At 60.7% G+C, this 15,159-nt stretch carries 14 protein-coding genes; 13 read left to right on the top strand and 1 reads right to left on the bottom strand.

Features of this window, described 5'->3' with window-relative positions; translation table 11 throughout:
- Positions 1-50: 50 nt before the first annotated feature.
- The 8 genes from KF712_16185 to KF712_16220 all read left to right on the top strand — a co-directional run bounded on the left by KF712_16185 (position 51) and on the right by KF712_16220 (position 7,328).
- On the top strand, positions 51-1,580 hold the full coding sequence (locus KF712_16185) for an IS66 family transposase (protein MBX3742526.1): 1,530 nt from the start codon (positions 51-53) through the stop codon (positions 1,578-1,580).
- A 333-nt stretch (positions 1,581-1,913) separates the two neighbouring features.
- A complete protein-coding gene (locus tag KF712_16190; protein ID MBX3742527.1) occupies positions 1,914-2,309 on the top strand; it encodes a hypothetical protein in 396 nt (131 codons plus the stop codon).
- On the top strand, positions 2,303-2,656 hold the full coding sequence (tnpB, locus tag KF712_16195) for an IS66 family insertion sequence element accessory protein TnpB (GenBank protein MBX3742528.1): 354 nt from the start codon (positions 2,303-2,305) through the stop codon (positions 2,654-2,656). The genes KF712_16190 and tnpB (KF712_16195) overlap by 7 nt, the downstream gene beginning before the upstream one ends.
- Before the next feature lie 49 nt (positions 2,657-2,705).
- The gene (locus tag KF712_16200) at positions 2,706-4,235 is read left to right on the top strand and encodes an IS66 family transposase (GenBank protein ID MBX3742529.1); all 1,530 of its coding nucleotides are present in this window, start codon (positions 2,706-2,708) and stop codon (positions 4,233-4,235) included.
- 55 nt (positions 4,236-4,290) lie between these two features.
- Positions 4,291-4,674, top strand: coding sequence for a hypothetical protein (locus KF712_16205; protein MBX3742530.1), 384 nt, complete (start codon positions 4,291-4,293; stop codon positions 4,672-4,674).
- The gene (gene tnpB / locus KF712_16210) at positions 4,668-5,021 is read left to right on the top strand and encodes an IS66 family insertion sequence element accessory protein TnpB (GenBank protein ID MBX3742531.1); all 354 of its coding nucleotides are present in this window, start codon (positions 4,668-4,670) and stop codon (positions 5,019-5,021) included. Before KF712_16205 ends, tnpB (KF712_16210) begins: the two co-directional genes overlap by 7 nt.
- Before the next feature lie 42 nt (positions 5,022-5,063).
- A complete protein-coding gene (locus KF712_16215; GenBank protein ID MBX3742532.1) occupies positions 5,064-6,587 on the top strand; it encodes an IS66 family transposase in 1,524 nt (507 codons plus the stop codon).
- 378 nt (positions 6,588-6,965) lie between these two features.
- Positions 6,966-7,328, top strand: a complete 363-nt coding sequence (locus KF712_16220) for a hypothetical protein (GenBank protein MBX3742533.1) — start codon at positions 6,966-6,968, stop codon at positions 7,326-7,328.
- 62 nt (positions 7,329-7,390) lie between these two features.
- Here KF712_16220 and KF712_16225 read toward each other — a convergent pair whose 3' ends face one another.
- A complete protein-coding gene (locus KF712_16225) occupies positions 7,391-10,882 on the bottom strand; it encodes an autotransporter-associated beta strand repeat-containing protein (protein MBX3742534.1) in 3,492 nt (1,163 codons plus the stop codon).
- Between the two features lie 355 nt (positions 10,883-11,237).
- Between KF712_16225 and KF712_16230 the strand changes: the two genes are divergently transcribed.
- The 5 genes from KF712_16230 (at position 11,238) to KF712_16250 (ending at position 15,158) form a co-directional block, all read left to right on the top strand.
- Positions 11,238-13,139 (top strand): cation-translocating P-type ATPase, encoded by a 1,902-nt coding sequence (locus KF712_16230; protein ID MBX3742535.1) that lies wholly within the window; start codon positions 11,238-11,240, stop codon positions 13,137-13,139.
- A 312-nt stretch (positions 13,140-13,451) separates the two neighbouring features.
- On the top strand, positions 13,452-13,601 hold the full coding sequence (locus KF712_16235) for a hypothetical protein (GenBank protein ID MBX3742536.1): 150 nt from the start codon (positions 13,452-13,454) through the stop codon (positions 13,599-13,601).
- Between the two features lie 74 nt (positions 13,602-13,675).
- Entirely contained in the window at positions 13,676-13,891 is a 216-nt protein-coding gene (locus tag KF712_16240) for a hypothetical protein (GenBank protein ID MBX3742537.1), read from the top strand.
- Between the two features lie 8 nt (positions 13,892-13,899).
- A complete protein-coding gene (locus KF712_16245) occupies positions 13,900-14,265 on the top strand; it encodes a hypothetical protein (GenBank protein MBX3742538.1) in 366 nt (121 codons plus the stop codon).
- A complete protein-coding gene (locus KF712_16250) occupies positions 14,199-15,158 on the top strand; it encodes a group II intron reverse transcriptase domain-containing protein (protein MBX3742539.1) in 960 nt (319 codons plus the stop codon). Before KF712_16245 ends, KF712_16250 begins: the two co-directional genes overlap by 67 nt.
- Position 15,159: the final 1 nt, after the last annotated feature.

The following is a 15,159-nucleotide window of genomic DNA, read 5'->3' on the forward strand; positions in this document are numbered from 1 at the left end:
GCGGATGCTTGTCATCAGCTACGACATCTGGCGTAGTAGGCGGCATCTTCATGGAACCGGACCGGGAGAAGCAGCTGCTTGATGAGATCGCCCGCAAGGACGAACAGATCGCCCTGCAGGAGCAGCGCATCATCCTTCTGGAGCAGAAGCTCGATGCCTTGGTCAAAAGGATCTTTGGCTCGAAGAGCGAGGTTCTCGACTCCGCGCAGCTCGAACTGCTGCTGGATCCCGATGCGGCAAAAAAGCCCGTGGCCGCCGAGTCCGCAGACCCAGGACCGGCGGCTGAACCAACTCCTTCCCGCCCACGGAAAGGCCCGCATTCGCCCCGCATCCCGGAGCATCTTCCCGTGGAGGAGGAGACCCTTGAGCCCGACTTCGTGCTGGCCGATCCCACCGCATGGCGGCGCATCGGCGAGGAAGTCACCGAACGGCTCGACTACCGTCCCGGCAGGTTCCTCCGCCATCGTCTGGTGCGTCCCAAATACGTCCGCAGGGGAGATCCTTTGGGGAAGCCTGTCATCGCCGCGTTGCCCCCATCCTTGCAGGACCGCTGCACCGCCACCCCGCGGCTCATCGCGGAGGTTGTCGCCAACCGCTTCGCCCACCACCTTCCGTATTACCGGCAGGCGGAGATCTTCACCCGCCAGGGAGTTGCGTTCCATCGCCGGACACTTTGCGACTGGGCGGATCTGGCGGCCCACTGGCTCGGCGGCATTTACCGGGAGATCCGGGATGAACACCGCGGAAGCGGCTACCTACAGATTGACGAAACTCCCATCAAATACCTCGTCCCCGGCCAAGGCAAGGCGGCCACCGGCTATCTCTGGACCAGCCATCTGCCCGGAGGAAGCGTCTTCTACCACTGGCGCGAGGGCCGCGACCAGGGCGGCATCACAGATGTCCTCGGGAATGATCCCGTCACGCGGATCCTCCAGTGCGATGGCTACAGCGCCTACCTCGCGTGGGCGAAGGGCAAGCCCCACATCCGGCTGATGGGCTGCCATGCCCACGTGAGGAGGAAGTTTTTCGAAGCCAAGGATCAATCGCCCAAACTCACCGCATGGCTTCTGCGCCAGCTCGGCCACCTTTACCGCATCGAGAAGGAGCTGCGGGACCAACGCGCCGGACCCGCGCTGCGCGAGGCGATCCGGGCATCCCAAAGCCGTCCCATCCACCAACGGCTCCGGCAAGCCATCGACCGGCTCTCCCGCCGCCGTTCCATCCTGCCGCAGAGCCTGCTCGGCAAGGCCATTCGCTACGCACTCAACCAGTGGGAGCACCTCATGGTGTATCTCGGCGACGGCCGGGTGGAGATCGACAACAACGGGACGGAGAACGCCATCAGGCCGACCAAGCTGGGTGCGAAGAACTGGATGTTCATCGGCAGCGGGGAAGCCGGACAAAAGACCGCGGTCCTCTACACCATCGTGGAGAACTGCCGCCGCCTGGGCATTGCTCCGGCGGACTACCTCACCGATGTCCTGGAACGGTTGCCCGGCATGACCGCCCGTGAAGGAAACCGCCTCACGCCCGCAGCCTGGCTAGCGGAATGCCTGGGGAAGCACAGGACTGCCGCGTGAAGTCGTTGTCGTCATACAACCTCTCACTATGACGACAACGATACTGCCGGAGCAACGGTGATCGCACGGTGGCAGGGAACACGCTTACGGAAGAACCGCTCGATCTTTCCCTTTGCCGCCCCATCGCGGACCGGGGTGTGGATGAGAACGGTTCCGAGGCGGGAGCAGATGGTGGCGAATTCCCCGGAGGAATAGTTCGTAAGCGGTAAATCCGGCACCCACTAGGCGGTCGTGCCTAAGTATCGTATTTTATACGGCTATGGCGTATGCGCTCCTCGCAGCACCCGTTCCATAAGCGGTCATAGAGGTGATAGGTAGGTATGAATGACCTCTATGACCGATACCGATGGTGGATCTGATTTGATCCGGGCTGATTCCAGGGGACGGGTGCTGGTGCCCGCCGCGCACCGCGAGGTCCTGCTGGACGCCTTCGAGCGGAGTGGCCAATCGGCGATGGCTTTCAGCCGCCTGCATGGAATCAAGTATCCCACCTTCGCGAACTGGGTTCAGTGCCGGCGGAAAAAAGCGGAAGGACTTCACCAGGATGATGGCCCCGCATTCGCCGAGGTCATCATGGAGGCTTTGCCGGGATCGGGCGATGCCACCCCGCTTCCGGAACCGCTTCGGATTTCCCTCGGGAATGGATTCCATGTCGACGTGGCTTCCCGCAAGCATCTTCCCTGGGTGGCCGAGCTGCTGCGCCATCTTTCCTCCTCCCGCCCATGCTGACGCTCTCCGGCAGCCTTCGCGTGTTCCTCGCGCTGGAACCCTGCGACATGCGCAAGAGCTTCGACAGCCTCCATGCACTGGTCGTCACCCATCTGGGCGAGGATCCGCGCGGAGGTGCGGTCTTCGCCTTCACCAACAAAAGCCGCACCCTCATCAAGTTGCTTCACTGGGATGGCACCGGTCTGTGGGTCCACGCCAAACGTTTGGAAAAAGGCACCTTCTCCTGGCCGAAGCCCTCCGGGGAAGGACAGACAAAGCTCAAGCTCGCCCCGGAAGTGCTGGCCATGCTCACCGATGGCATCGACCTGAAGGGTGCGAGCATGCGTCCGTGGTATGAACGGGGGTGATCCATCCTTGCCATCACTACGCCATTCATCGTAGCTCATGGTCATCAGGATGACGCCCGAACGCGAACAACAGCTGCTGGACCGCATCGCCCATCTTGAGCGCGAGAACGAACTGCTGCGCCGCAAGCTCGACCTCGTACTGCGGAAACTCTTCGGCAAAAGCAGCGAGACGCTCGATCCCGCCCAGCTCGAACTCCTGTTGGGCGGCGAAGAAGGCACGCCGCCGGGAAAATCTCCGGCCTCCCTGGACGCGGGCGCACCGGAGGAGGCCGCATCAAGCGCCGCAAACCCTGATCCGCCTGCCTGCAAGCCGAGGCGGCAGCGGCTTCCCGACCACCTTCCCATCGTCGAGGAAGTGCTTCTGCCCGAGCCAGTCAAAGCCTGTCCGGATGCCTGGCGCAGGATCGGCGAGGAACACAGCGACCGGCTCGACTACCAGCCCGGGAAGATCTTCATCCACCGGCTCGTGCGCCCTGTCTTCGTCCGCGTGGCGGATCGTGACGCCGCTCCCGTCACCGCGGCGCTTCCGCCACGGCTGCAGGATGGGCTGAGCGCCACTCCCGCGCTCATCGCCCACACCCTCGTCTCCAAATACTGCGACCATCTGCCGTTTTACCGGCAGGAGAAGATCCTCGCCAGCCGCCACGGCGTCCCCATCGGCCGCAACACCTTGTGCCGCTGGGCGGAGCTCGCCGCCTTCTGGCTCCAACCGCTCTACCAGCACATCCATCGGGACTTGCTGGCCGGGAGCTACCTCCAGGCCGACGAGACTCCCGTCAAATACCTCGCCCCCGGCACCGGCAAAACAGGCCAGGGCTACCTCTGGACCCTGCACCGCCCCGGCGGTGGAGATGTCCTCCACCAATGGCATGCCAGCCGTGGCAGCGCCTGCCTGGATGATCTGCTCGGCGGCTTCCGGGGCATCCTCCAGAGCGATGGCTACCAGGCCTACAACGTCCACGCCGCGAAGCATCCCGGCATCCAGCAGGCCGCCTGCTGGGCGCATGTGAGGAGGAAATTCCACGAAGCCCTGCAAACCGGACAGCACTCCGCTGCCGGACCGCTCAGGGCCATCGCCCGGCTTTACCTCGTCGAGAAGGATCTGCGCCAGAGCCGTGCCGGACCGGAACAGCGCACGCTCATCCGCCAGCGGGACAGCCAACCCGTCATCGAACGCCTGCGGGAGGATCTCCTCCGGCTCCGTTCGGATGTATCGGTTTTGCCGAAAAGCCCGCTGGGCCGTGCCATCGACTACACTCTGACGCTTTGGCCGAAGCTTGTAACCTACCTCATCCACGGGGAGGTCGAGATCGATACCAACCTGACGGAGAACGCCATCCGTCCGACAGCGGTGGGCAAGAAGAACTGGCTCTTCGTGGGAGGCGAAGGTACCGGGCAGACCAGCGCGATCCTCTACACGTTGCTCGAAAGCGCGAAACGGCACGGTCACGAACCCTATGCCTACCTGCGGGATGTGCTGGAACGCCTGCCCGCGATGAAGAATTTGGAGATTGATCTTCTTCTGCCCCGGAACTGGAAGCCCGCAGGAGAACCGGCCATCCTGAACCACATGGCCTGAACTCTCAACTGGGGCTGCAAGGAGCGCTTACGCTATGGCACTTACGACTACGGTCTTGAAGACCGACGCGCTGGGACGGATCACGCTGTCAAAGGAGCATCGCAAAGCCTTGCTGGATGCGTTCGATGAAAGCGGGCTCAAGGGATTGGAATTCGCCCGCCTGCACGGCGTCAACTACCAGACCTTCGCCAGCTGGGTTCAGAAGCGTCGGCGTGAACGGGGTCTCTATCCTGTGGAAAAGCCGGCCATCAACGAGACGCTGAAACTCACCCTGGCGGAGGTAGATCTGCCGGCTGCCATCGAGCCACCGGGCGCGAAAGACAGAACTCCGGCAGCCCTGGTGGAAATCCTGTTGCCCGGAGGCCTGTCCATCCGCGTCACCGGCAGCGGTTCGGTTCCGCTGGCAGTTGAACTCGCCAACGCCCTGCGGCCGTGCTGAGTTTCGCCGGCAATCTCCGTGTCTTCGTGGCGTTGGAGCCATGCGACATGCGAAAGTCATTCAACGGATTGCAATCGCTGGTGAGCGAAAGGCTTGCCGAGGATCCGATGCAGGGTGCGGTCTTCGCCTTCACCAACAAAAACCGCACCCGTCTGAAGCTGCTCTATTGGGATGGAACGGGCCTATGGGTCATGGCCAAGCGGCTTGAGAAAGGCAGCTTCAGTTGGCCGAAGGTTGCTGATCCGAAGAAATCCAAACTCAAGCTCGCCCCCGAAGCATTGTCTTTGCTCATGGATGGAATCGACATGAAAGACGGCTGCCTTCGCCCATGGTATGAACGTGCATGACGGCTGCTTCATGGCATGCCGGATGCCACCAGGATACAGCAAATGGACGGAACGACGATTGCGAGACTGCTGGAGGAAAACGCCCGGCTGCGGCAGGAGAACGAACTCCTGCGACAGAAGCTTGATCTCGTATTGAGGAAGCTCTTCGGCAGCAGCAGCGAGAAGTTCGATCCCACGCAACTGGAACTTCTGCTGGATCCCGATGCTTCAAAAAAGCCCGTGGTCGCCGGAAACGCATCGGCGGTTGAAGTTCCATCCGTCCGCACTTCCAAAGGTGTACCCCGCAAAGCGCGCCTGCCCGAACACCTTCCCGTTGAGGAAATCATCCTCGATCCCGAGCCCGTAAAAGCATGCCCCGAGGCATGGCGTTGTATTGGGGAGGAAGTCAGCGAGCAACTCGACTACCAGCCGGGGAAATTTTCGCGCCGCCGCCTCGTCCGCAGGAAATATATCCGTCTGGCCGACAAAGCCGCCGCTCCCATCATCGCCCCGCTACCCGCCCGGTTGCAGGACGGCTGCCTCGCCACTCCCGGTCTCATCGCCGAGATCCTCGTCAACAAACATGCCTGGCACCAGCCCCTCCACCGTCAGGAAGCCATGTTCCGCCAGCGTCACGGCGTCACCATCCCACGGCAGACCATGATGAACTGGGAAACTCTCGCCGCCGACCGGCTCACACCGCTCTACCAGCTCATCCGGAAAAGTCTGCTTGGGGTCGATTATCTGCAGATCGACGAAACGCCCGTCCGTTACCTCGAGCCCGGCAACGGCAAGGCGAAGACCGGCTACTACAGGGTTTACCGCAGTGCCGGAGGAACCGTGCTTTACGACTGGCGTCCCGGTCGTTCGCACGCCCACCTCCACGAAATCCTCCGGGACGGACAAAACGCCTTCCAGGGCATCCTCCAAAGCGATGGCTACGCCGCCTACGACACCTATCGCCGGAGCGCCGCCGCACAGGGCCAGGTGATCGGGCTCGCCGCCTGCTGGGCCCATGCCCGGAGAAAGTTCCATGACGCCCGGGATCAATCGCCGCGCCTTGTCGGATGGATCCTGCACCAGATCGGCCACCTCTACATCGTCGAAAGCCGCCTGAGGCAGGTTCGCGCCGGTCCCGCTTTGCGCACGGCCATTCGCTCCGCCGAAAGCCTTCCCATCTACCAGCGGCTTGGAAAAGCCTTCCGCATGCTTTTGGGACGCCATGGCATCCTTCCCAAAAGCGCGCTGGGCATCGCCCTTCGTTACACCCTCGGACTTTGGGCCCGGCTCGGCGTGTATCTTGGCCACGGACAGGTCGAGATCGACAACAACGGGGTGGAGAACGCCATCCGTCCCAGTGCCGTCGGCAAGAAGAACTGGCTGTTCATCGGCAGGGAGGACAGCGGCTGGAAGTCGGCGGTCTTCTACACCCTCATCGCCAACTGCCGCCTCCACGGCATTGATCCGCACACATGGTTCAAGGATGTCCTGGAACGGCTGCCAGCCACCACCAACCACAATCTTGGCGAACTGCTTCCGGTGAATTTGAACCGGCAAGGACAGCCCAAATGGGTTGCGGCATCATAAATGCCATAACCGATACGCCTACGGCGCTTATGACCTCAGCGGGGTGGTTCGCTTACCGCTTACTCAAGATCGCAGAGCTATTCAGAACATGGATATTTGAACGTTTCGCGCCGTATCGGCCTGGCGGACAAAGTAGGAATAGAGCCGGGATGTGTTCGGGCCGCAGGTCGTAGCAATGAAAACCGCAATGTGAATGACTTTGATTCTTGTACCACCGTTCAACCATACACCTCCGCTCCCCTGCTATGAAGGCGTGCCACTCCGTTCAGCATCACGATCCACCCATCGGTTTCCGATCACGGTGAATGACTTAGAAAGGTATCTACCACCGGGCAATCCTCCAAGACTTGGCTTTCCCGGTTGCCAATCTCAGTCCATGTGTCATTTCAACCGAATGTGAAGCGATATGCTGGACATGGACATAAATCGGCGGGATTCTTCGTGATGCCGAATCGTTATTTCACATTGAACAATGTCGTCGGCGAATTCGTGCAAATCCAGCAAGGCAACCGGACAATTTTCGGTCGGGTGATTCAGACCGGACGTATCGCTCAAGGTGGGGCGCGGAAAATTTATCTGCGCCTGATCGTCGATGACCCCATGGACCGTAGCGGATATTCAATCGCACTGGCCGGCGAATCCAATCCATGCGTGGTCACACGTAGGGTTGCCTTGGATCGAGGCCGTTATGAGACCCGAATTGAACTGTTCGTTCCTGCCGCCTTCATCAATGGAAAATAAAAGCGGAGACGTTGATTGCAGCATGTGGAACTTCCATCGGCATTGAAGCCCCACATGAATACCTAGGAACGGCGCCTGCGAAGCGTGATGCCGATGGAGGCCCCGGCCAGGAGGAGCGTGATGGAAGGCTCTGGGATGAAGGCGACGATCTCACCGGTATTCAGAATGGAGGCCCCGAAGGTGCCGGTCTGGAGGATGCCGTCCACCTCGGGATTGACGAAGAAAATCTTCGACAACTGGTCCCCGGTGATGCCGCTTTCATCGGAGCCGATGAAGAACTGGTCAGGCCCGCCGCCCGCGGCGTTGCCGTTCCAGTTGCGGATGGTAAGGGTGCTGCCCCAGACCTGGTCTGCGGAGGAAGCCATGCGGATGACGTTGGCCAGCCCGACAAGATCAAGCGTATTGTCTCCCATGAGAATGAGGCGGCCCATGTTTTCCGTCTGGTTGCCGACGGTGGTGATGACACCGTTTTCCAGCGTGATATCGGCATTGTCGTTGATGACCTCGGTGGTTCCCAGGCCGAGGGTGGAGTTGATCACATGGACGGCGGTGGTGGCAGTCAGCCCGGCACCACCTAGAAGCAGCCTGCCTCCCTCGACGCGGGTGGTGCCCTGGTAGTCGTTGATGCCTGTGAGTTCAAGGGTGCCGGAGCCGGTTTTCACGAAGCGGGAGGCGATGCCGGAGCCGGTGAGGCCGCCGGAAAGGCGGGCGTCCACATCCGCAGAGCCATCCGCCACATCGACGGTACGGGATTTGCCGTTGAGGTTGATCTTGGACTGGAAGTCGATGGTCGCATCTGACTTCGTGGAGGAAAGGCGGAAGGTGAAGTCACCGTCCCCGCCGGAGGTGTCAGTGAGGAAGTTGGCAGCCCCCCATACGACTCCATCTCCGTCCGTGACCGTCAGGGAAACGGTGCGGTCCGCGCCATGGGCGCTGAAACCAGCGTCTCCAGTGAGGCGGAAGCGCGAAGTGTTCTGGTTAAGGTCCGCCGCGGCACTACCGGAAAGGTCAGCCCCCACCTCGAACACGGCGTTGTTGATGCGGTAGATCCCGGCGAGATTCTGGTTGGTGCCGATGCGGAACAGGCCGCCGTTGAGGACGAACTCATTCGCCGCAAGGGTTGACCCGGTGAAGTTGGTGAAGCCGGTGCCGCCCACCAGGAGATAGTCGCTCGTGCCCAGAGGGTTGCTGATGTTGAGCTGGGCTCCGCCTTCCAGGTAGTTGTGCAGCCAGACGGATCCGACGATGTCCCCGCCCGCGCCGCTGAAGTTCACATCATGGGTTCCGGTGAGCAGAATGCCGCGACCGTTGCCGTTGGGACCGAGGTTGTTGCTGGTGGTGGCAAAGTTCAGGTTGATGACATCATCCGTGGAATCGAACGTCAGGCTCTGGAAGTTGAGGTTACCTGTGCCGGAAGTGGTGTAATCGCCAGCTTTGAAAAGATAGTTCGTGGTGTTGATGTTGACGTTGCTGAAGGTACCGGGGGCGATCTCGACTTGGTCGCTGAGTGTTCCGATCACTCCGGTGCCGTCGTCATAAGCGGCGAGGCCGTAAGTGCCGTCGTTCGTCCTCACCACGACATTGGCGCGGTTGGCGCCCGTCATGAGCAGGCCGCCGCTGCCAGTGGTGACAGGAGCGGTGATGGCGGTGGCGGTGAGGGAGTTCCCCGCCCCGAGGAGGTCGATGAGGATGTGTCGCTGGCTCTGGGTGGTGCTGGTCAGAGTGTTGGCGGTGAGGGCCATGCCCCCGGAAACACGGATGATGCCGAAGCCGTTCTCCGTCTCCGACAGGGCGAGGGTGCCGATGGTGGCGGAACTGGCGCCATAGAACTCCACCGTGCCATTCTGGATGGCGACGCGACCGGTGGTGTCTGAAACGGGCTTTTTCCCGTTGGAGAAGTCCAGCCCGAGGGTGCCGCCGCGCACGATCGTGCCACCGGTGTGGGTGTTGTTCCCGGAAAGGATCCACTTGCCGGAACCGCTCTTGATGACGGTGGTGGTGTTGGTGCCGCCGGTCACGTTCGCCAGGTTCACGTTCATCCGGTTGTCCGCGCCGCTGTAGCCGGTCAGAGTGAGCGTGCGGGCACCGCCTTCCGCGCCCATGGTCGCGGCCCGATCGAAGACCAGTGCGCCGGTGCCGGAGGCCTCGATGGCGGAGGTGGCGGTGAGATTGAAGAGGCGGTCCGTGGTATCCCCCGCTCCGGTGTACTGGAGGCGACCGCCAGCGAGGATGAGGCCGTTGACCACGTTCGGAGAAGCGCCCATCTGGCTGACCTCCCCGCCGTTCTTGATTTCGGAGACGGAGAGTATGCCACCTGCGATCTGGGTGCCGTAGGTGTAGGTATTCTGCGCGGTGAGGAAGAGTGTGTTGGCCTCCGCCTTGGTGAACCGCACGGGCCCGGCGTCCGGAAGAACATTTCCGTAGCTGAAGTCCCCGTGGAAGGTGCTGATGCCGAAGTAACTGGCGTTGGCGAAGGTGAGCGAGGGGGATGTGCGGAAGGCGGCAATCTCCGCTGCGGTGAAGCCGGAGCCGCCCGCTCGGACGGTGAGCGCCGCGTTGCTCTCCACGCTGATATTTCCCGTGACAAGAGAGGGTGCCGCCAGAATGAGACCACCTTCACTGATTCCCACGCCGGCGCTCGCATTGATGGTCCCGGTGAGGACAAGGTTGTTGCCGCCGGTCTTCAGCAGGCGCACGGGCGAGTCATAATTGCCATCATAGGTACCCCCTCCGCTGGAGGTATCCAGGGCGACGAACGCGCCGGTGGCGAAGTTCGCGCCAGCGATGTAAGTGTTCATCTCGGCAGAGGTCATCCCTCCATTAACCCGGAAACTCAGGATTGCATCGGTCGCCACGGAGATGGAGGAGGGCGCGACGCCCACCGCGCCAAGACGGAGGGTGCCTTCGTCGATCTGGGTGGTGCCGGAGTAGGTATTCGCGCCGTTAAGGGTCCAGACGCCGCTGCCGGTCTTCAGGAGGTTGAGGGTGCTTCCGGTCCCGTTACCTACGATGCCATTGATGTAGCTCCCCGTGTTGTTTCCGGATAGTTCAAGCGTCTGCGTGCCGAGTCCCGCCGCAAGGGTGACGCTGTTGTTGATGAAGAGGGCCTGGGCACTCCCGCTGCCGCCGCCGCGGGCGCTGTTCCATATTTGGCCAGCGGCCAGCACGACATCCACCTTCTGTCCCTCCGCACCGGAGCCGATGGTGAGGCCGCCACTGTAGTGGTTGATGCCCAGCGAACCGATGGTGAGCGTTCGGTTCACGGTATTTCCGAGCAGATTGTGGACATTGGTTGCCGCTCCCGAAAGGGTTTCCAGCCCGGCGACGGTCTGGTCTCCATCCAGCCTGACGTTGATCACGCTGGCGGACTGCGAGAAGGTCGCCACATCCCAGCTGCCGGGAACCGTTCCTCCCGCCCAGTTGGTGCCTAGGGACCAAGCCCCCTCGCTGGCACCGGTCCAGTTGATGGGATCGGCGTGGACATTCATGGCCGCCACCGAGAAAACAAGCGGCATAAGGAGGGACGGGAACAGAGGAATTCGGCAGGGTTTCATGGGATTTTGGAAAAGGCTCACCGGGCGATGCACCTTTCGCCACTACAAGAAAGTCGACGACGCTTACAAGAGAATTCCCTCAGATGAAGGGGGATCTCCGAATCGCTGGAAAGCGATACCTCTGGATTCCACCCGATTCAAGATGCTCAGGGGCAACCATCAGACTTATCCAGTTGCTCGACAACCACAGCCGAGACACCGCCGGAGCGAAGAACGACATGAGATTCGATGCAATGAGCGGTTTTCCGCCGTCGCGGCGACAATCTGCCGATTGCGATAGCCGCTTGAATTCGCCGTGAAAATAGCTTGAAGCATTTGAGCTGTGCTTGGCAGCGTGGGCGCTGTAGAACTTTCGATGCGCGATCATTCAAGCTCCCAAGAACACGAAGCGGCGCCTCTCGCCCTAACCGTACTGACAGTCATTGGAATGGTGTTGGCTATAGGAGCCTACTTGCCCTTGGGAGACTCGAGTTCCCGGTTTTTTATTATTTCGGGATCATCGCTCGTGTATCTCGCAGGAGGGTTGCCGACCGCTTGGAGGGCTCTTTCCACCTTATGGAAGGAGCGCGTCCTGGACATCGATCTTCTGATGGTGTCGGCGGCAGCGGCGGCGCTCGCGGTAGGCGCTCCTTTTGAGGGAGCGGTTCTGCTAACGCTATTCAGCATCTCGACCACCTTGGAGCAACGAGCATTGGGACGGGCACGCCGGGCCATCGAGGCTTTGATGGCGCTCCGCCCGGAAACCGCCTTGCGTAAGTTCGAAGACGGGACCATTACGGAGGTCCCGGCGGCCGATCTGCGATTGGGGGATGTGGTGGTGCTTCGCCCGGGCGCGCGGGTACCTGCGGATGGAACGATCCTGAACGGACACAGCTCGATCGACGAGGCGAGCATCACGGGCGAATCCATGCCTGTGAGCAAATCTCCCGGTGCCCCCGTTTTTGAAGCAACGGTAAACCTTGATGGGGTGCTGGATATCCAGATCACCAAGGGCTTGGCGGAAAGCACCATCGCACGGATGATCGCGCTGGTGACGGAGGCGCAGGCGACCAAGGCTCCGTCCGAGCGATTCAGCGCATGGTTCGGGCAACGCTATACCATAGGCGTTTTTATCGGGGTGGTTCTGGCCTTCGTCGGCTTCTACTGGGCGGGGCGTAATTGGGACGATGCACTTTACCGGGCTGCCACTCTTCTTGTGGCCGCAAGCCCTTGCGCGATCGTAATCTCCGTCCCGGCAGCGATTTTGTCGGCTCTCTCTGCAGCAGCCCGGGGGGGAGTCCTGTTCAAAGGGGGAGGTGCTCTGGAAACCCTGGCTGCCATCGACACCTTCGCGTTCGATAAAACTGGAACACTCACCACCGGGAAAGCTTCCGTAAAAGGCATCGTGGCGCTCGACGGGGACGAACGGCAATTTTTATCGCTTTTGGCGGGCGTTGAAGCGCAATCCGAGCATCACAGTGCCGAAGCCATACGCCGGGAGGCGGTTTCGCGCGACATTCCTTTCGCGCGAGTGGAGAACGTTAGCAACCGCCCAAGTGCAGGCATCGTCGGAACTTGGGCAAATGGACAGATATGGGCTGGCAACCCCCGACTTGCCGCGCAGATGAACGCACCGATCGATCATCCTGCTCTTGCCAGTCTATCCGACACCTCACAGACCGTTATTTATCTGGGAGTGGATCGCCGTGTATTGGGAGCCGTCAGCATCGCCGATCAACTACGCCCCACTTCCAGAGCGGCCCTTACAGCACTTCGGGAAAGTGGCGTAAAAAAGATTGTGATGATGACTGGTGACCGCCTTCCTGTCGCCCTGAGAATAGGGGAAGAACTTGGGCTGCCAACCGACGCGATCCATGCCGACATGCTACCCCAAGACAAAGTCCAAATGGTAGGGTTGCTCACCAACAACGGAAAAGTCGCGTTCGTTGGCGATGGAGTGAACGACGCAGCGGCACTCGCTCGCGCTGATGTTGGCATCGCCATGGGGGCGGCGGGTTCGGAAGTGGCACTCCAGGCAGCTGACGTCGCCCTGCTATCGGAAGACATGGAACGCCTCGCGGCAGCGCATAAACTGGCACGCAGAACGGCGACGATTATCCGCCAAAACCTTACTTTCGCGATTGGGGCGATGGTGGTTCTTGTCATCGGCGGGTTGTTTATGAATTTTCCGCTGCCCCTGGTGGTGATCGGGCATGAAGGCGGAACCGTGCTAGTGGTTCTGAATGGCTTGCGCCTGCTCGTTTCGCCGCCACGTTGAACTTGCTTGGATCAGTTTCAGCCAACGCCCACGGCAGGAAAAAACTTCTAAAAAGTCGTCTGAAATGGCGCCTAATATCCATTCCGGTCGGTTCCCATCTGTCAGGACTGCGTGCTAAAGATATGCCCTATCCCCTGAACAAATCCGAATTTCTTTCCGGTTGGCTCGCCTTCCCAGGCATTTTCGAAACCACTTCTAAACCCGATTGTCCGATGTGAACAGATACAATACCCTCCAGCGGGCAAAAGAGTTATAATTATTGATCCATGCAAATTAAAGTGAGTTCCAGCTTCCTTTCTGCTTGTATCGCGCATGCTCACCGGTCCTGTTGATCAAACCGAACTCCAGAAGCGCAGGATGAAGGCCGTCCGCCTCTTCGAAAAGGACATCTCCGCGGCAACCTCCGGCCTTTCCGCCGGGGCCATCCTCGATTTCTGGTTGGCCTACCGGACCATCAACTGATTCACGGCCTGCTTGTTCATCTGGGGAGCCCGCATCCGGCAACGGGTGCGGGCTTTTTCTTTCCATCCACCATCATGCCTTCCTCACCCACCGACATCTGCAACATGGCGCTCGCGCGGATCGCCGCGGCGCGCATCTCCATCCGGCCCTGCGCCGCGCCGAACCCCCTTATCCTCGAGCTTGGCCTCCTGCGCTTTCTTGCTTCATCGGTCGCAAAGGAATTGGCGATCCGCCTGCTCAATGAACCCCATCTGTTCGGCAACCGCCATCACGGTGCTTCACCCTCATGAGCCGCCCCATGGAAACCATCACCCTTGAGCAGATCATCCAGCCGGAGCTCATATCGGCCGCATTTGAAAGGCTCAGGCGCAACGACGGTTCGCCCGGCGAAGACGCCCTTACCATCCGCGACCTTGGAGAGGCAATGCCCACCCTCTGGCCCGCTACTGTGGAAGCGCTTCGCAACGGCACCTATCAGCCCGCCCCATTACGTCCCGTTTCCATACCCAAGCCTACCGGCGGCACCCGCAAGCTTGCCATACCTTCCGTTCTGGACCGCCTCATCCAGCACGCCATCACCGCCGCTCTGACACCCCCTTGGGAAGCCCGCTTCCCCCCTGCTCCTATGCTTACCGCCCGGGTACCGGTGCACAAGCCGGAATAGACGGCATCCTCGCATCCGCTCCCAGGTTCGCATCACCTGTCGCCCTCCGCTTCGACATCCGGGACTTTTTCAACAGCATTCCCCGTTCTGCCATAGCTGAGGTTCTGCACTCTACCCCCTGCGATCACGTCCTCACAAATCTCGTCCTCCGCTCGCTGTCGGCTCCCGTCGCTTCTCCGCTGGGTCCCATGCCGACCACAATGGGCATCCCCCAAGGCAGCCCACTTTCACCTCTCCTGTCGAATGCAGTGCTTATCCCGTTCGATCAGGTCATGTCCACCAACATCGGCCAATTCTTCCGCTATGCGGATGACATTCTCATCCTGTGTCGGGATGAAATTACAGCGGGATCATTTCTACAGTATGCCTCGGATGCGCTATCTTCTATCAGGCTCTCGATCAATCCCACGAAAACCAGCATCCAGCCTTTCGGTGACTGCTCGTTCCTGGGCTTCGGTTTCACCCATCGAAAGGAAGGATGGGTCCGAGACTTACACGTAAATACCCGGGAAGGTTGCATCTCCCATCTCCGCCGCATGGAGGATTCCGGAAAATCCCCGCCGGAGATGGCGGTATTTCTCCGTCAATGGACTGCCTACTTCCTACCCTATGCGGACGACCGGGCTCGTCACGCCGCATTCCTTTCGGAAACTGCCTCTACCTTCAGGTTGGTGCTCCCTGGCGCCACCCGCACCCGACAGCAGCGCCCACCTCCGGGATACACCTACGATGCGAAGACACCGGAATGTTCCTACCGACGCTTTCCTTGGATTCTCCGCTACTTCCTGCGGCGCGTGCGCTTTGGCCTGCACTTCCGGCGGAAAGGATTCATCCCAATTCCTTCCGGGTTCCACATTACCATCGCGGGCCATCGCATCCACCTCCGCTTCTGAC

It is taken from the genome of Akkermansiaceae bacterium (assembly GCA_019634595.1).
Classification (GTDB): Bacteria; Verrucomicrobiota; Verrucomicrobiia; order Verrucomicrobiales; family Akkermansiaceae; genus Luteolibacter.